The organism is Actinomycetota bacterium (assembly GCA_023488435.1).
Taxonomy (GTDB): domain Bacteria; phylum Actinomycetota; class Coriobacteriia; order Anaerosomatales; family UBA912; genus UBA912.
In genome coordinates this window covers 1-16040 of sequence record JAMDCK010000011.1, presented here as the reverse complement: position 1 = coordinate 16040, position 16040 = coordinate 1, and the positions used below count along the sequence as shown (strand labels likewise).

15 protein-coding genes, 1 tRNA gene, 1 pseudogene and 1 other annotated feature are annotated in these 16040 nt (G+C 56.9%); all 17 genes and pseudogenes read right to left on the bottom strand.

From position 1 onward, the window contains the following. On the bottom strand, window positions 1–127 hold a 127-nt coding region (locus M1617_01290; protein ID MCL5886929.1), incomplete at its 3' end, for a GTP-binding protein. Window positions 128–130: 3 nt separating this feature from the next. Next, window positions 131–2230: an elongation factor G gene (gene fusA, locus M1617_01285; protein ID MCL5886928.1), complete on the bottom strand. Its 2100-nt coding sequence runs from the start codon at window positions 2228–2230 to the stop codon at window positions 131–133. A gap of 69 nt (window positions 2231–2299) precedes the next feature. Beyond that, on the bottom strand, window positions 2300–2770 hold the full coding sequence (gene rpsG, locus M1617_01280; GenBank protein ID MCL5886927.1) for a 30S ribosomal protein S7: 471 nt from the start codon (window positions 2768–2770) through the stop codon (window positions 2300–2302). An 82-nt stretch (window positions 2771–2852) separates the two neighbouring features. Continuing rightward, a complete protein-coding gene (gene rpsL / locus M1617_01275) occupies window positions 2853–3227 on the bottom strand; it encodes a 30S ribosomal protein S12 (protein MCL5886926.1) in 375 nt (124 codons plus the stop codon). A gap of 249 nt (window positions 3228–3476) precedes the next feature. Next, a pseudogene (locus tag M1617_01270) lies at window positions 3477–7682 on the bottom strand (DNA-directed RNA polymerase subunit beta'). A gap of 3 nt (window positions 7683–7685) precedes the next feature. Beyond that, window positions 7686–11150, bottom strand: a complete 3465-nt coding sequence (locus M1617_01265) for a DNA-directed RNA polymerase subunit beta (GenBank protein MCL5886925.1) — start codon at window positions 11148–11150, stop codon at window positions 7686–7688. 205 nt (window positions 11151–11355) lie between these two features. Continuing rightward, complete coding sequence (gene rplL / locus M1617_01260; GenBank protein MCL5886924.1) at window positions 11356–11742, bottom strand: 50S ribosomal protein L7/L12; 387 nt, start codon at window positions 11740–11742, stop codon at window positions 11356–11358. Between the two features lie 65 nt (window positions 11743–11807). After that, window positions 11808–12329, bottom strand: coding sequence for a 50S ribosomal protein L10 (gene rplJ / locus M1617_01255; protein ID MCL5886923.1), 522 nt, complete (start codon window positions 12327–12329; stop codon window positions 11808–11810). Between the two features lie 70 nt (window positions 12330–12399). After that, window positions 12400–12578: a sequence feature (ribosomal protein L10 leader region), on the bottom strand. Between the two features lie 87 nt (window positions 12579–12665). Next, window positions 12666–13364, bottom strand: a complete 699-nt coding sequence (gene rplA / locus M1617_01250) for a 50S ribosomal protein L1 (GenBank protein ID MCL5886922.1) — start codon at window positions 13362–13364, stop codon at window positions 12666–12668. Window positions 13365–13463: 99 nt separating this feature from the next. Further along, complete coding sequence (rplK, locus tag M1617_01245) at window positions 13464–13889, bottom strand: 50S ribosomal protein L11 (GenBank protein MCL5886921.1); 426 nt, start codon at window positions 13887–13889, stop codon at window positions 13464–13466. A gap of 69 nt (window positions 13890–13958) precedes the next feature. Next, window positions 13959–14489 carry a transcription termination/antitermination protein NusG gene (gene nusG / locus M1617_01240; protein ID MCL5886920.1) on the bottom strand — a complete coding sequence of 177 codons (531 nt, stop codon included), beginning with the start codon at window positions 14487–14489 and terminating at the stop codon, window positions 13959–13961. A 4-nt stretch (window positions 14490–14493) separates the two neighbouring features. Further along, window positions 14494–14724 (bottom strand): preprotein translocase subunit SecE, encoded by a 231-nt coding sequence (gene secE / locus M1617_01235; GenBank protein ID MCL5886919.1) that lies wholly within the window; start codon window positions 14722–14724, stop codon window positions 14494–14496. 38 nt (window positions 14725–14762) lie between these two features. Then, a complete protein-coding gene (gene nusG, locus M1617_01230) occupies window positions 14763–15197 on the bottom strand; it encodes a transcription termination/antitermination protein NusG (protein MCL5886918.1) in 435 nt (144 codons plus the stop codon). 4 nt (window positions 15198–15201) lie between these two features. After that, a complete protein-coding gene (gene secE, locus M1617_01225; protein MCL5886917.1) occupies window positions 15202–15432 on the bottom strand; it encodes a preprotein translocase subunit SecE in 231 nt (76 codons plus the stop codon). 75 nt (window positions 15433–15507) lie between these two features. Next, a tRNA-Trp gene (locus tag M1617_01220) sits at window positions 15508–15585 on the bottom strand. 19 nt (window positions 15586–15604) lie between these two features. Then, complete coding sequence (rpmG, locus tag M1617_01215) at window positions 15605–15754, bottom strand: 50S ribosomal protein L33 (protein MCL5886916.1); 150 nt, start codon at window positions 15752–15754, stop codon at window positions 15605–15607. A gap of 160 nt (window positions 15755–15914) precedes the next feature. Beyond that, a partial coding sequence (tuf, locus tag M1617_01210; protein ID MCL5886915.1) for an elongation factor Tu occupies window positions 15915–16040 on the bottom strand: 126 nt, incomplete at its 5' end.

Genomic DNA, 16040 nt, shown 5'->3' with positions numbered 1-16040 from the left:
CCGCCCATCCCTTCTCGGAAAGCGTCCTGGTGATAGCTGCGGTCAGTGTCGTCTTGCCATGGTCGACGTGACCGATGGTACCGATGTTGACGTGCGGCTTGGTGCGCTCGAACTTCTTCTTGGCCATGATCTACCCCCGGCTCGCTTCGCCGCCGACTTTGGCGACTATTTCTTCGGACACGGACTTGGGAACCTGCTCGTAAGCAGCGAATTGCATACTGTATGACGCACGACCCTGGGTGCGGCTCCTCAGATCTGTCGCATAACCGAACATCTCCGAAAGGGGCACCTTGGAACGGATGACCTGGGCCGAACCCCTGGGTTCCATACCTTCGATCTGGCCTCTTCGGCTGGAAAGATCGCCCATGACATCGCCCATGAAGTCCTCGGGGGTGACCACTTCCACCGCCATCATCGGCTCAAGCAGCTTTGGCGAGGCCTTGCGAAGGCCCTCTTTGATGGCCATCGATCCAGCGATCTTGAACGCCATCTCGGAAGAGTCGACCTCGTGATAGGATCCGTCGACCAGCTCCACCTTGACGTCCACAACGGGGTATCCGGCGAGAACGCCTGAGTTGAGAGCCTCTTGCATGCCCTTGTCGACCGCTGGGATGTACTCTTTGGGAATGGCTCCACCGACGATCTTACTCGCGAACTCGTAGCCTGCACCGGGCTCCTGAGGAACGACGTTGATGACGACATGGCCGTACTGACCACGTCCACCTGTCTGACGCGCGAACTTCATGTCGACACCGTCGTAGCGCTTGCCGACGGTCTCGCGGTATGCGACTTGCGGCTTACCGACGTTCGCCTCGACCTTGAACTCCCGCAAGAGGCGGTCGACGATGACCTCTAGGTGCAGCTCGCCCATACCAGCAATGATCGTCTGGCCGGTCTCCTCGTCGGTGCGAACCCTGAAAGTCGGATCCTCTTCGGCGAGACGGGCCAGGGACTGGCCAAGCTTCTCCTGGTCCGCCTTGGTTTTTGGCTCGATGGCGATATCGATGACCGGATCGGGGAACTCCATTGACTCCAGAATCACTGCCTCGCCTTCGGCGCAGAGCGTGTCCCCGGTCGTCGTGTTCTTCAACCCTACTGCAGCAACGATGTCCCCTGCCGAGACGCCCGAGATGTCCTCGCGGGAATTCGCATGCATCTCGAGAAGTCGACCGATGCGCTCCTTGTGGCCCTTTGTCGAGTTAAGGACGTAGGAGCCTGCGTCCATAGAGCCAGAGTACACACGGAAATACGTGAGCTTTCCGACGTACGGGTCGGTCATGACCTTGAATGCAAGCGCTGCGAATGGCTGCTTGGGGTCAGCCTCTCTAACGGCCTCGTCGCCGGAGCGGACGTCCTTGCCCCTGATAGCGGGGATGTCCACGGGTGAGGGCAGGTAGTCGATGATCGCATCAAGTAGTGCCTGAACACCCTTGTTCTTGAACGACGCGCCACAAACCACTGGTGTAATTGCGCAGTCGATTGTCGCCTGCCGTATGGCGGAGCGAAGTTCATCGAGGCCGATGGGCTCCTCGGCGAGGAACTTCTCGAGTAGCGCATCGTCATACTCGGCGGCAGCCTCGATGAGTTCTTGGCGATACAACTCAGCGTCGTCAGCCATGTCGGCAGGAATCTCGCCGACGGTGGGGTCGATGCCCTTGTCGTCCTCATTGAAGAAAACGGCATTCATGGCCAGCAAGTCGATGATGCCCGTGAAGCGGTCCTCGGCGCCAATAGGCAGCTGCAGGAGCACTGGGCGGGTGTTGAGTCGATCCTTCATCATCTGGATGACATTGAGGAAGTCCGCACCCGTGCGGTCCATCTTGTTGATGTAGGCAATGCGAGGTACCCGGTAGTTGTCAGCCTGTCGCCACACGGTCTCAGACTGTGGCTCCACGCCGCCTACAGCGCAGAAAACAGCGCAAGCCCCATCGAGCACGCGGAGTGATCTCTCGACTTCTACAGTGAAGTCCACGTGTCCGGGCGTGTCGATTATCTGGATACGATGGTCGTTCCAGAAGCAGGTGGTGGCTGCAGAGGTGATGGTGATGCCACGCTCTTGCTCTTGGACCATCCAGTCCATGGTGGCAGCGCCATCGTGGACCTCGCCGATCTTGTGCGATTTACCGGTGAAGAAGAGGATGCGCTCAGTGGTCGTCGTCTTCCCAGCGTCGATGTGTGCCATGATCCCGATGTTTCGGGTCTTGGATATCGGATATTTCTTTGGAGCCATCGGAAATGTCTCTCCTCTAGAGTAGCTTCAACAGCGCTGATCGAATCACAGCGTACGGAATTCGAACACTTACCAGCGGTAGTGGCTGAAAGCCCGGTTGGACTCGGCCATCTTGTACAGGTCTTCACGCTTCTTTACCGAGGCGCCGGTGCTGTTGGAAGCATCGAGGATCTCGTTTGCGAGGCGCTCTGCCATCGTCTTCTCTCGGCGATTGCGCGCGAAATTGACCATCCATCGTATTGCCAGCGTAGTGGAACGACGGGAGTTGACTTCGATTGGCACCTGGTAGGTAGCACCTCCAACGCGCTTGGGGCGCACCTCTAGGGTCGGACGAACGTTGTCCATGGCCTTCTTGAACGTAGCCAGAGGGTCGGAGCCAGACTTCTGCTCGACCATCGCGAATGCGTCATAAACGGTTCGCTCGGCCAGAGACCGCTTCCCGTGAAGGAGGACCTTGTTCACCAGTTGGGTGACAAGACGATTGTTATAGATTGGATCGGCCGCTATCTCGCGGCGAGCTGCTGCAGTGCGCCTTGGCATTCTTGCACTCCTTGATTCGTAGACATAAAACGTACCCGACGCCCGCCATTCGCATTCGGCGACGTCGACTCTGACCTAACCTTTAGCTCTTGGGCTTTTTGGCCCCATATCTGGACCGCGACTGACTTCTGTTGTTCACACCTGCCGCGTCAAGCGTGCCACGGATCACCTTGTAGCGAACACCAGGGAGGTCCTTCACACGACCGCCACGCACCAGAACGATCGAGTGCTCCTGGAGGTTATGCCCGATGCCGGGGATGTATGCGGTGATCTCCATCTGATTGACGAGCCTGACCCTAGCAACCTTGCGAAGTGCCGAGTTCGGCTTCTTGGGCGTGGTGGTGTATACACGTGTACAGACTCCACGCTTCTGCGGATTGCCTTTCAGGGCAGGCGTGGCGCTCTTCATCGCCTTCGCCTTGCGGCCCTTACGGACCAGTTGGTTGATAGTGGGCAACGCAATCTCCTTTGTCATAATCGGGACAAGTTCACACGGACTTGGCTCGAATACACAATGAACCAGGGCCGACAACAGTCACAAGGAGCAACTTTAGCAAACGGCATGCGGACTGTCAAATGCCACGCATCCGGGCGTATCCACCCCCTGAACGATCATCCCCTCGGCCGATGAGCGCGAAGTCTCATCCGCCGAGGGGATATTGAGTCACTAAGCCTTGAGCTCGAGTCCGGCTGTCGAAAGACTTTCTTCGATCTCGGCGACTGCCTTGGGGCCGATGCCTTCCACCGAAAGCAAGCCTGAGCGGCCGCGGTTCACGACCTCACCGACACTGATCATCCCAGCGGTGATCAGCAGCTTTTGAGTGCGAACCGATAGTCCGAGCTCAATGATACCCGCATCCATCTCGAGTGCATTCTCGACAACTGGATCGGCCTCTGGCGCCTCGGGCTCGAAGACCGTATTGACGAACTCCGAGACATCGGCAAGCAGACTTTCGTCGTCGAGGTGCTCGTCCTCCAGCTCGATCAGGAGGTCTGCGGCATCGGCAGAGTGCTCATAGGAGCTCGGGGCCGGAAGCAGAGCCTGCAGTTCGAGGAGGTCATCCGGTGCAAACTCGGGCAGCGGACCTTCGGTGCGATAGTCCCACTCAGCCTTCTGGCCCTTGTGCGTGAGATTCACCTTGCGATAGCGCTCCATGCCGGTCGCCGCAGGGATCAGCTTACCGATGATCACGTTCTCCTTCAGACCAATCAGGTGATCTTCCTTGCCGTTGATCGCCGCGTCAGTCAGGGCCTTTGTGGTCTCCTGGAACGAAGCTGCCGACAGGTAGCTATCAGTTGCCGAGGATGCCTTGGTGATACCGAGCAACGCAGGTGCAGCATCGCCAAGTCTCAGCCCCTGCTCTTCGCATGCTTTGTTGGCAGCCTCAAAGACATGCTTATCTACCAGCTGACCCGGCAGGAACTCCGTGTCGCCCGGATCTAGGATAGTAACTCTCCGTAGCATCTGAGTCGCGATGACCTCGATGTGCTTGTCGTTGATGTCGACGCCCTGTGAGCGGTAGACCTCCTGGACCTGGGTCACCACGTAACGTAGGACGAACATCGGTCCTTTCAGGCGGAGGAGCTCCTTAGGGTTGATCGAGCCCTCGGTCATCTGCTGTCCGGCAGTGATAGTCGCGCCATCTTCGACACCGCGCTTGAGTCTGGACCTGCGTGAAACGGGGTGCGCCTTGATCTGGCCATCCTCGGAAGCGACGATGAGCTTGCGACCCTTCTCGTCGTCCTCGATCCTGAGAGTTCCAGAGATCTCGGCAAGGATGGCCTGGCCCTTCGGATTGCGAACCTCAAAGAGCTCGGTTACACGCGGGAGACCGTGGGTGATGTCTTCACCTGCGACTCCACCGGTGTGGAAGGTCCGCATGGTCAGCTGGGTTCCGGGCTCTCCGATGGACTGCGCCGCTATGATGCCGACCGCAGTACCGATATCAACGGGCTTGCGACTAGCAAGATCCCACCCGTAGCAGTGCTGACAAATGCCGTGCGGTGCCTGACATGTAGCAACTGTTCGGGCGGTGAGGGACTGAACCCCTTTACCGAGCAGCTCCAACAGCTGAGCCTCCGTGGCGAGGTAATCCCCAGCCTCGGCGAGCACCTCGCCGGTTTCTGGCGAAACGGCGGGCTCTAGCAAGCATCGTCCAACGAGGTTGTAGTCCACCTTGCCGTCGCCTGATGAGGGGACGATCGTGAACTCGAGACCCTTGTCGGTCTCGCAGTCGGCCATCCGAACAATGACATCCTGAGCGACGTCCACGAGCTTCCTGGTCAGATACCCCGAGTCGGCGGTCTTCACAGCGGTGTCAGCAAGACCCTTCCTAGCACCGTGAGTGGAGACGAAGTACTCCAGAACAGAGAGCCCTTCTCGGAAGTTGGACATGATAGCGCGGTCAAGGATGTCACCCTTGGGGTTTGCCATAAGTCCGCGCATTCCAGCGAGCTGACGAATCTGCTTGATGTTCCCCCGGGCTCCCGAGTTTGCCATCATGAAGATCGGGTTGAACTTGTCGAAGTTCTCTGCCATCGCCTCTCCGACCTCATCGGTGGCCTTGGTCCAGACATCGACGATGGTGCGGTGCCGCTCATCTGCGGTTATCAGACCGCGCTCGTATTGGCGGTCGATGATCTCGACTTCGGCCTGGCGTGCCTCGAGGATCTCCTTCTTCTTGGGAGGAATCTTGGCGTCGTATACGGAAACGGTCAGGCCAGCGCGTGTTGCATAGTGGAAGCCGAGCCACTTGAGTTCATCGAGCAGCTTGGACATCACATTGGTCGAGTAGACGTTAGCGGATTCCTCGACGATACGGGAGATACCCTTCCGGTCTATCTCGAAGTTGCAGTAGACGTGGTCCTCGGGGAATGCACGGTTGAAGAAGAGTCTTCCGACTGATGTCTGGAGACGCTCGCCTGCCTTCCGCTCGCGGATCTTCAGCTCATCTCCATCGCGATACTCCTCGCGGATGTCGCGGGTGAGGCGAACCTCGATCTGGGCCTGGAGATCCAATCCGCTGCGGCTGTCATAAGCAAGAATGGCCTCACTGGCATTGCCGAAGATCCTGCCGTGGCCCTCCATGTCCTCCCTGACAGCTGTCAAGTAGTAAAGCCCGATCACCATGTCCTGTGTCGGAGTGGTGAGCGGTCTACCGTGCGCCGGTGACTTGATGTTGTTGGTGGATAGCATCAACACGCGAGCCTCGGCCTGGGCCTCGACGGACAGCGGGAGGTGGACCGCCATCTGATCTCCGTCGAAGTCAGCATTGAACGCTGTGCAGACCAGCGGGTGGATGCGAATAGCCTTACCTTCGACCAAAACAGGCTCGAATGCCTGGATTCCCAGCCTATGCAGGGTAGGAGCCCTGTTCAGCATGACAGGATGGTCCGCAATGACTTCCTCGAGTACATCCCAGATCACGGACTTGCCGCGATCGACCATGCGCTTGGCCTTCTTGATGTTCTGTGCGTAGTCAAGGTCGACAAGTCGCTTCATGACGAACGGCTTGAAGAGCTCGAGTGCCATGGTCTTGGGCAGACCGCACTGATGCAGCTTGAGCTCCGGTCCGACTACGATTACCGATCGACCTGAATAGTCGACACGCTTTCCGAGTAGGTTCTGCCTGAACCGACCCTGCTTACCGCGTAGCATGTCCGAGATCGACTTGAGGGGACGGTTGCCCGATCCGGTCACCGGACGATCGCGACGCCCGTTGTCGAACAGCGAGTCGACAGCCTCTTGGAGCAAGCGCTTCTCATTGTTCACGATGATCTCAGGGGCACCCAGGTCCAGGAGCTTCTTGAGTCGGTTGTTGCGGTTGATCACGCGGCGATAAAGGTCGTTCAAATCGCTTGTTGCGAAACGCCCACCATCGAGCTGGACCATCGGCCGCAGCGCCGGCGGGATTACGGGAATCGCATCAAGAATCATCCACGATGGTTCGTTGGTCGAGTTCCGGAACGCCGAGACGACACGTAGTCGCTTGACTGCTTTGTCGGCCTTGGGCCCCTTGCTCTCATTGATGATCGTGCGAAGCTCCTCGTCCAATTGATCGAGGTCGACGCTTTCGAGAAGGTCCTTGACTGCCTCTGCGCCCATCCCACCGCGGAAGTAGTCGCCGTAGCGCGCCTTCATCTCGCGATAGAGGGTCTCGTCGGCGATCAACATGCGAGGCGTCAGCTTCTGGAAGGTGTCGAAGGCCTCCTGATACAGCTCAGCGCGGGCCTTGAAATCCTTCTCGATGTCGCGGACCTCTTGCTCGGCCTCTTTTACAACCTTCTTGAGATAGTCGGGGTCGTTTATGTTCTCATCGACCTGATCGCCTTCTTCGGGCTCTATCTCGCCCTTGGCGATTCCTACAATCCGATCCCGAGCTTTGATGACAGAGTCGATCTCGACCTGCATCTCGGCATCGAGACCTTCGAGGTCGGCCTGGAGTTCGTCTTGGAGGACGGCCATATCGGTCTCGCGGGCCTCTTCATCAACGCGACTGATGATAGAAGACGCGAAGTACAGCACCTTCTCCAGGTGCTTCGGGCCGATATCCAGCAGGTAGCCCAAGCGGTTCTGGGCTCCCTTGGAGTACCAGATATGGCTGACCGGGGCTGCCAGCTCGACGTGTCCCATGCGGTCACGTCTGACTTTGGCTCGCGTCACCTCTACGCCACAACGCTCGCAGACGATCCCCTTGAAGCGAACGCGCTTGTATCTGCCGCAGTAGCACTCCCAGTCCTTGTTGGGACCGAAAATCTTCTCGCAGAACAATCCGTCCATTTCAGGCTTCAGGGTACGGTAGTTGATGGTCTCGGGCTTCTTGACCTCTCCACGAGACCATTGCCGAATCTGTTCGGACGAGGCTAGGCCTATCCGAAGGCGATCGAAGTTGTTCACATCGACATCAAGCACGAATTACTCCTCTTCATCCAGGCTATCGGGAAGATCAAGGGCAGAGATGTCGCTGGTAAGCAGCTCTTCCAGGGCTTCGGTTGTGATGCCTTCTGTTTCTGCTTCTTCGCTTCCACCCAGGTCCAGCCCGAAGTCCTCTGCGGTCTTGAAGATATCCTCGTCCTCATCCTTGATCGCGATCTCCCCGCCATCTTTGGAGAGGATCTCAACATCCAGACACAAGGACTGCATCTCCTTGACCAGAACCTTGAACGACTCTGGAATTCCTGGCTCGGGAATGTTCTCGCCCTTCACGATGGACTCGTACGCCTTCACGCGACCGAGAACATCGTCTGACTTGATCGTCAGAATCTCCTGGAGGGCATAGGCTGCGCCGTACGCATACAGCGCCCATACTTCCATCTCACCGAACCTCTGACCACCGAACTGAGCTTTACCGCCGAGGGGCTGCTGAGTGATGAGCGAGTATGGACCGGTGGAGCGGGCATGGATCTTGTCATCTACCAAATGCAGAAGCTTGAGGATGTAGATCTGGCCAACGGTGACCGGCTCACGGAATGGCTCTCCGGTACGGCCATCGAAAAGAGTGGCCTTGCCTTCACGGGTGAGCTGTGGAACCGACTCGGGGATGACCTTATCGCCGAGCTTGGCCGTGGCGGCAATCATAACGTTACGGTTTGCAGCCTCGATGACGTTGGAAATCTCTTCCTCGGTTGCTCCGTCGAACACGGGCGTGGCGACATGGATCGGACCTTCAACCGGATCCTTCTGGTTGTCCGCGTCAGACCATCCGACGTGTGCGGCCCAGCCGAGGTGAGTTTCGAGCAGCTGTCCGATATTCATACGGCTTGGAACGCCAAGCGGGTTCAAGATGATATCTACCGGCGTACCATCGGCCAGGAAGGGCATGTCCTCTACTGGCAATATCTTGGAGATGACACCCTTGTTCCCATGGCGACCAGCCAGCTTGTCTCCCTCGGATATCTTGCGCTTCTGGGCGACGTAGACCCGAACGAGCTCGTTGACTCCCGGTGCGAGGTCGTCTCCTGCCTCGCGGCTATACTTGCGCACGCCGATGACCCGGCCGCTCTCGCCGTGAGGCACCTTGAGCGAGGTGTCGCGGACTTCGCGAGCCTTCTCACCGAAGATTGCACGGAGCAGACGCTCCTCGGCAGTCAGCTCGGTCTCGCCCTTGGGTGTGACCTTACCGGCGAGCACGTCACCCGGGAATACCTCGGCGCCGACCCGGATTATGCCGTCCTCGTCGAGGTGAGCCAGCACATCTTCGCTGACGTTCGGGATCTCGCGAGTAATGTCCTCGGGGCCAAGCTTGGTGTCCCTGGCCTCGACCTCGAACTCCTCGATGTGGATCGAGGTCAGCAGGTCGTCGGTAACAAGTCGCTCCGAGACGATGATGGCATCCTCGTAGTTGTAACCTTCCCACGGCATGAATGCGACAAGAAGGTTCTGGCCCAGGGCCAGCTCGCCGCTCTCGCTCGACGGACCATCCGCAAGAACGTCGCCAGCGGTGACGACATCTCCAACACTAGGGAGTGGCTTGTGGTTGATACACGTTCCCTGATTCGAACGCAAGAACTTGGGAAGGTGGTACTCATCGATGCCCATACCATCGGCCGCACGAATCACAATCCGCTGAGCATCGATGTACTCCACTGTTCCGTCGCGACGAGCCAGGATGATCTCGCCAGTGTCGATGCTAGCCCTGTGCTCCAATCCAGTGCCCACAAGCGGAGCACTGGGGCGAAGAAGCGGCACGGCCTGACGCTGCATGTTCGAACCCATGAGCGCACGGTTTGCGTCGTCGTGCTCGAGGAATGGAATCAGTGCCGTCGTGACCGATACCATCTGCCGAGGGGAGACGTCCATGTAGTCGACCCGAGCAGGCTCGACCTCGCTGGGGACCCCGCCACGAGTGCGGCACAGTACTCGATCGCTGAAGAACTTTCCGGTCTTGGCATCAAAACGCTCGTTGGCCTGAGCGATGACATATCGCTCCTCCACGTCGGCAGTCAGATACTCGATCTCACCGGTTACCTTCCCTTTGACTACCTTCCTATACGGAGTCTCGATGAAACCGTAAGGATTCAATCGGGCGAACGTAGCCATCGAGCCGATGAGTCCGATGCTAGGACCTTCCGGTGTCTCGATGGGGCACATGCGTCCGTAGTGGCTTGGGTGCACGTCGCGAACCTCGAAGAAGCTTCGTTCGCGGGAGAGTCCACCCGGGCCCAGTGCTGTCAAACGTCGCTTATGGGTCAATCCAGCCATGGGGTTGGTCTGGTCCATGAACTGTGAAAGCTGCGACGAGCCGAAGAACTCCTTGATGGAGGCCTCGATGGGCTTGATGTTGAACAGCGACTGCGGTGTGACTTCCTCGTCACTGAGGATGGTCATCTTGTCCTTGATGCCACGCTCCATCCGCTTGAGTCCCTTCCAGAAGTGATTCTGGATGAGCTCGCCGACGCTTCGAACGCGCCTATTGCCGAAGTGATCCGTGTCGTCGACACTCTTGCCCTCAGTGCCCTCCCATAGGTGGACAAGATACTGAAGCGACGCGAGTATGTCTTCGTTCGTCAGAACGGATTGCGTGTCTGGAAGGTCCAGCTCGAGCTTCTTGTTGATCTTATAGCGACCGACCTTGCCGAGGTTGTAACGCCTCGGGTTGAAGAGCATCCACTCCAGCAGATCCTGTGCGGACTGAACGGTCGGGGGCTCGCCGGGACGCAAGCGAGTGTATATCTCTATAAGGGCTTCCTCGCGGGTCTCCTCTGAGTCCTTATCCAACGTCCGCTGTACGCATTCGGAGTCGCCGAAAAGCGCAAGGATGTCTTGGCGAGACTCGGCAATACCAAGGGCCCTGATCAGCAGTGTGGCAGGTCGCTTACGATCGAGCTTGACCGAAAGGATCCCGCGGTGATCTATGACGAACTCGAGCCAAGGCCCTCTGTCCGGAATAATCTTAGCAGTGTACAGAAGCCTGTCTTTGACCTTGTCGCGCTTCTGTTCGAAGTGAACGCCTGGAGACCTGGCGAGCTGAGAGACGACGACTCGCTCGGTTCCATTGATCACGAAGGTTCCTCGATCGGTCATGAGCGGGAAATCGCCCATGAAGATCTGCTGCTCCTTCACTTCACCAGTCTTCTTGTTGATCAGCTGTATCTCGACGAAGAGGGGCGCCTTGTAGGACATGTCCTTGTCCTTGCACTCCTCAACAGAGTACTTGGCGTCACCGAATTCATAGCCCACAACGTGAACGGCGAGTGTCTTATTCTCGATCGGGAAGATGTCGGCGAAAGCATCGCCAAGACCCTCCGCCAAGAACCACTCGAAGCTCTCCCGCTGAATAGCTATGAGGTTGGGGATTTCCAGAATCTCCGGAATCTTCGCAAACGTGCGTCGCTGGCGTGTGCCAGCCTTTACAGTGAGGGGACCTTGTCCACGGGGCACCAGGCAATTCCTCCTTCAAGGACCAGGCTGTCATGACAATCGCAAACCATAAGTATACCCAAAGAACCCGATGCGCACAAGTATGCCTTGGATGCGCACCGCGTTCTTCGGGTCGAAGCGCTTTCTAGGCTAGGGATCACGACCATCTTTGATCAATGATCCCTGCCTAGAGACGCTCCCTGTTAGTACTGGGCTTCTATGCCGACTAGGCGAGCTCGACGGTAGCGCCGGCTTCCTCTAACTTGCCCTTCGCCTCTTCGGCGCGCTCCTTGTTCACACCGGAGAGTACGGCCTTAGGGGCAGCATCCACGATCTCTTTGGCTTCCTTCAGGCCCAAGCCGGAGTCAAGCTCACGAACGACCTTGATGACCTGGATCTTCTTGTCGCCAGCATGGGTGATGACGACATCAAAGCTGTCCTTCTCCTCGGCCTCGGCGCCAGCATCACCAGCAGCCGGAGCAGCGGCCACAGCGACCGGGGCTGCGGCAGAGACACCGAAGACCTCTTCCATCTCTTTGACGAGCTCAGCTAGCTCTAGTGCAGGAGCGGCCTTGACCCACTCCAGAACTTCCTCACGAGTGATATTCGACATTTGACTTACTCCTTTTCCTTTGGTTTTCACAACGATTATCAAGAACTACGCGGCTGAAGCCGGTCTCATGCAGCCGCTTTCTGATCTGCGACCGCCTTGATGACTCTGGCCAGGGCACCTGCAGGTGCGTTGGCCATGGACATGAATCCACGAACCGGATTGACCATGGTTCCCATCAACTTTGCCAGCAACTCTTCGCGCGATGGCAGAGAGGCTATCGTGGCGATTCCCGCCGCGTCTACAAGGGCGTTCTGGATGAACCCTCCCTTGATCTGCAGTGCCGTATGCTTCTTGGCGAATTCAGTCAACGCCTTGGCCGGATCCACTGGATCTGCCTTCACGAAGATGAAAGCAGTAGGGCCGGACAAAAGTTCGTCCATCGATGGCATCGCGACTTCTCTGAGGGCAATCTCGGTCAAAGTGTTCTTGTAGACCTTCATCTGCGCTCCGGATGCACCGACATGCGACCTAAGCTCCTGCATCTCTTTGACTGAGAGCCCTCGATAGTCGGCCATGATGATTCCGGCGGACTCGGCAAGCTTGTCCTTGATCTCGCTGACGGTGCCGGCTTTGGATGCTTTGGGCATACTCTTCCCTCCTTTCCAACGTGTGAGGTTTCCAATTTGCGCCCCTATACTCTCGGCGAGAGAGGCGCGAGGGACTCAAAACAGAGGCCCCCGCCAGATTCAGCGGAGGCCTCAGATGTTTAGAGCGATTGAAGTCTTACATCGGTCTACATCGGCTTCCACCTCGGCAGGGAATTCGACTGGCTTTCAGTCAAATCATTATGCTCCGGATAGAGCACCTGCTGTCTTAGGCAGTTGGATCGACACACTTATTCGGTTTAGAAACAGCAGTCATTATGCAACACAAGCACTCACAACGCAACCTACCTTTTAGAGTCGACCCTGACAAGCGCAAGCTTAGGCGTCTGGATCCTCGTCAAGGAGGTTCCTGGTTTTGGCGGGATCGATTTTGATGCCGGGCCCCATGGTGGAAGCAACGGTTATCGACTTGATGTACTTACCCTTGCTCGATGCCGGCTTGGCCCGCAGAATCTCGTCAAGAACAATGGAGTAGTTCTCGATCAGCGCTTCGGTGGAGAAGCTGACCTTGCCGATGCCGACATGGACGATACCGAACTTGTCAGCGCGGTACTCAACGCGCCCAGCCTTGAGCTCGCCGACGACGCGCTCAACGTCCATGGTGACGGTGCCCAGTTTCGGGTTGGGCATCAGACCCCGGGTGCCAAGAATCTTACCCAGGCGACCGACCTTGGCCATCATATCGGGTGTTGCAACCGCTGCATCAAAGCCGAGAAACCCACCTTGTATCTTCTCGATCAGCTCATCTCCGCCCACGAATTCGGCGCCGGCGGCCTCAGCTTCACGGGCCTTATCTCCTTCGGCGAAGACCAGGACCCTCACGCTCTTACCCGTCCCATGAGGCAGGGAGACGCTTCCTCTAACCTGCTGGTCTGCCTGACGAGTATCGATACCCAAACGAAAGTGGACTTCAACTGTCTCGTCGAACTTGGCGACACCAAGTTCCTTGGAGAGTCCTAGTCCTTGCCTAGGGGAGTGTAGTCTGTCCCTGTCCACAGCGGCACTCGCCGCCTGCATACGCTTGCTCTTCTTCACTGTATTCCTCCTTGTGGTCAACGGGCGCTCGGCCCTCCCACGTCAATCGGACTTACATACCTGCACGGATTGAATCCCGAATCACGCCTCTACGGTCACGCCCATCGAACGAGCGGTACCTTCGATGATGCGCATCGCGGCCTCGATATCATTGGCGTTTAGGTCAACCATCTTGGTCTCTGCAATCGTGCGAACCTGAGCCTTGGTGATAGTGGCCACTTTCGTCCGATTAGGGGTCCCTGACCCTGACTCGATCCCTACCGCTTGCTTGATTAGAACAGCAGCGGGAGGAGTCTTGAGGACGTAGGTGAATGTCCGATCCTCATAGACCGTGATCTCTACGGGGATTATCGTGCCGATCTTGTCCTGTGTGTCCGCATTGAACGACTGGCAGAACTGCATGATGTTTACCTGGTGCTGACCCAGTGCGGGGCCTACCGGCGGGGCGGGGTTCGCCTGGCCTCCAGGTATCTGGAGTTTGATGTATCCAACAATCTTCTTTGGCATTCCTGATGTCACTTCCTTACCATGACCTAAGTCTCAGCACATCCTCTTCGTGTGCAGCAAACCTTGAAACTATATCTTCGACACTTGGTCGAAGCTCAACTCGACCGGCGTCTCTCGGCCGAAGATGGAGACCAGAACCTTGATCTTAGCCTGGTCCACGTTAACCTCTGAGATGATTCCATCGAACTGGGCCAGAGGTCCGCTGTTCACCTTAACGGTCATCCCAGCAACGAAGTCGGTAGACGTCTTGGGCTTAGCTCCGACCTCGGTGCGCTTGACTATTCGGCGGTACTCATCTCTTGAGAGCGGCACCGGGTTTCCCCTGGACCCCACGAAACCGGTAACTCCAGGGGTGCTCCGAACTACGTACCATGACTCGTCATCCAGATCCATCTCGACCAGAACGTACCCCGGAAAGACCTTCTTCTCGCTAGTGACGCGCTTTCCGCCTTCTTTGATATCGGTCACCGACTCCTTGGGAATGAACACTTCGAATATCTTCTCGGACATTCCCATCGATGCGATGCGATGCTCGAGGTTGGTCTTGACCTTGTTCTCATACCCGGAATAGGTGTGGATGACGTACCATTTCTTTGCCATATACTCAGCCACCTAATCCAGCGATGAACGACACAACATTGACTGCAGCCTGATCGACCAAGAACGTGAAGGCGACAAAGAAGATCAGTGTGATGATGACCACGATGCTTGAGTTTAGAACCTCGGGGCGCGATGGCCATACTACACGCTTGAACTCCGTGACCACTCCAGCGAAATAGTCCGAAATGCGCTTGAAGATGTTTCGCTTCTGTGCCTTATCTGATGTCTTGGCCATCTCTCACTTCTTCTCCGACGGGCTTCGTCTTTAGACGTCTATTCTATAATTCCATCGAACTGGGCCAGAGGTCCGCTGTTCACCTTAACGGTCATCCCAGCAACGAAGTCGGTAGACGTCTTGGGCTTAGCTCCGACCTCGGTGCGCTTGACTATTCGGCGGTACTCATCTCTTGAGAGCGGCACCGGGTTTCCCCTGGACCCCACGAAACCGGTAACTCCAGGGGTGCTCCGAACTACGTACCATGACTCGTCATCCAGATCCATCTCGACCAGAACGTACCCCGGAAAGACCTTCTTCTCGCTAGTGACGCGCTTTCCGCCTTCTTTGATATCGGTCACCGACTCCTTGGGAATGAACACTTCGAATATCTTCTCGGACATTCCCATCGATGCGATGCGATGCTCGAGGTTGGTCTTGACCTTGTTCTCATACCCGGAATAGGTGTGGATGACGTACCATTTCTTTGCCATATACTCAGCCACCTAATCCAGCGATGAACGACACAACATTGACTGCAGCCTGATCGACCAAGAACGTGAAGGCGACAAAGAAGATCAGTGTGATGATGACCACGATGCTTGAGTTTAGAACCTCGGGGCGCGATGGCCATACTACACGCTTGAACTCCGTGACCACTCCAGCGAAATAGTCCGAAATGCGCTTGAAGATGTTTCGCTTCTGTGCCTTATCTGATGTCTTGGCCATCTCTCACTTCTTCTCCGACGGGCTTCGTCTTTAGACGTCTATTCTATAGGCTACGATATTGCAGCCGTTATTTACTGGCAGGCCAGGAGGGACTCGAACCCCCAACATCCGGTTTTGGAGACCGGCGCTCTAACCAATTGGAGCTACTGGCCTAATCGCTTGCCCGTAGATTCTAACGGGTTTCCTTGTGAGGAGTATGAGTTCTACACCACTTACAATACTTCTTGAACTCGATTCGCTCCGGATTATTCTGCTTGTTCTTCTTGGTCGTGTAGTTGCGGCGCTTGCACTCCGAACACGCCAATGTCACCAAAGTCCTCATTCGACCTCCTGCGCGCCAGATAAAGATCCGGCGTGATAATCATGCGGGAGCGTACTCTAGCATCCGCGATTCTTTACGGTCAACCATTCATGCTTTGCGAGTGACGAACGGTCCGGACCAACTTGTGGCCCGGACCTCGCACTTACAATGTAGAGGCTTGTTACTTCAATATCTTGGTAACACGGCCCGAGCCGACGGTGCGTCCACCCTCACGGATAGCGAACCTGAGGCCCTCTTCCATCGCGATCGGAGCGATGAGCTCTCCACGGATCTCGATGTTATCGCC

Coding starts and splice junctions, on each gene's coding strand:
- fusA (MCL5886928.1), bottom strand. CDS start 2,230: ATGGCTCCAAAGAAATATCCGATATCCAAGACCCGAAACATCGGGATC.
- rpsG (MCL5886927.1), bottom strand. CDS start 2,770: ATGCCAAGGCGCACTGCAGCAGCTCGCCGCGAGATAGCGGCCGATCCA.
- rplL (MCL5886924.1), bottom strand. CDS start 11,742: ATGTCGAATATCACTCGTGAGGAAGTTCTGGAGTGGGTCAAGGCCGCT.
- rplJ (MCL5886923.1), bottom strand. CDS start 12,329: ATGCCCAAAGCATCCAAAGCCGGCACCGTCAGCGAGATCAAGGACAAG.
- rplA (MCL5886922.1), bottom strand. CDS start 13,364: ATGCAGGCGGCGAGTGCCGCTGTGGACAGGGACAGACTACACTCCCCT.
- rplK (MCL5886921.1), bottom strand. CDS start 13,889: ATGCCAAAGAAGATTGTTGGATACATCAAACTCCAGATACCTGGAGGC.
- nusG (MCL5886920.1), bottom strand. CDS start 14,489: ATGGCAAAGAAATGGTACGTCATCCACACCTATTCCGGGTATGAGAAC.
- secE (MCL5886919.1), bottom strand. CDS start 14,724: ATGGCCAAGACATCAGATAAGGCACAGAAGCGAAACATCTTCAAGCGC.
- nusG (MCL5886918.1), bottom strand. CDS start 15,197: ATGGCAAAGAAATGGTACGTCATCCACACCTATTCCGGGTATGAGAAC.
- secE (MCL5886917.1), bottom strand. CDS start 15,432: ATGGCCAAGACATCAGATAAGGCACAGAAGCGAAACATCTTCAAGCGC.
- rpmG (MCL5886916.1), bottom strand. CDS start 15,754: ATGAGGACTTTGGTGACATTGGCGTGTTCGGAGTGCAAGCGCCGCAAC.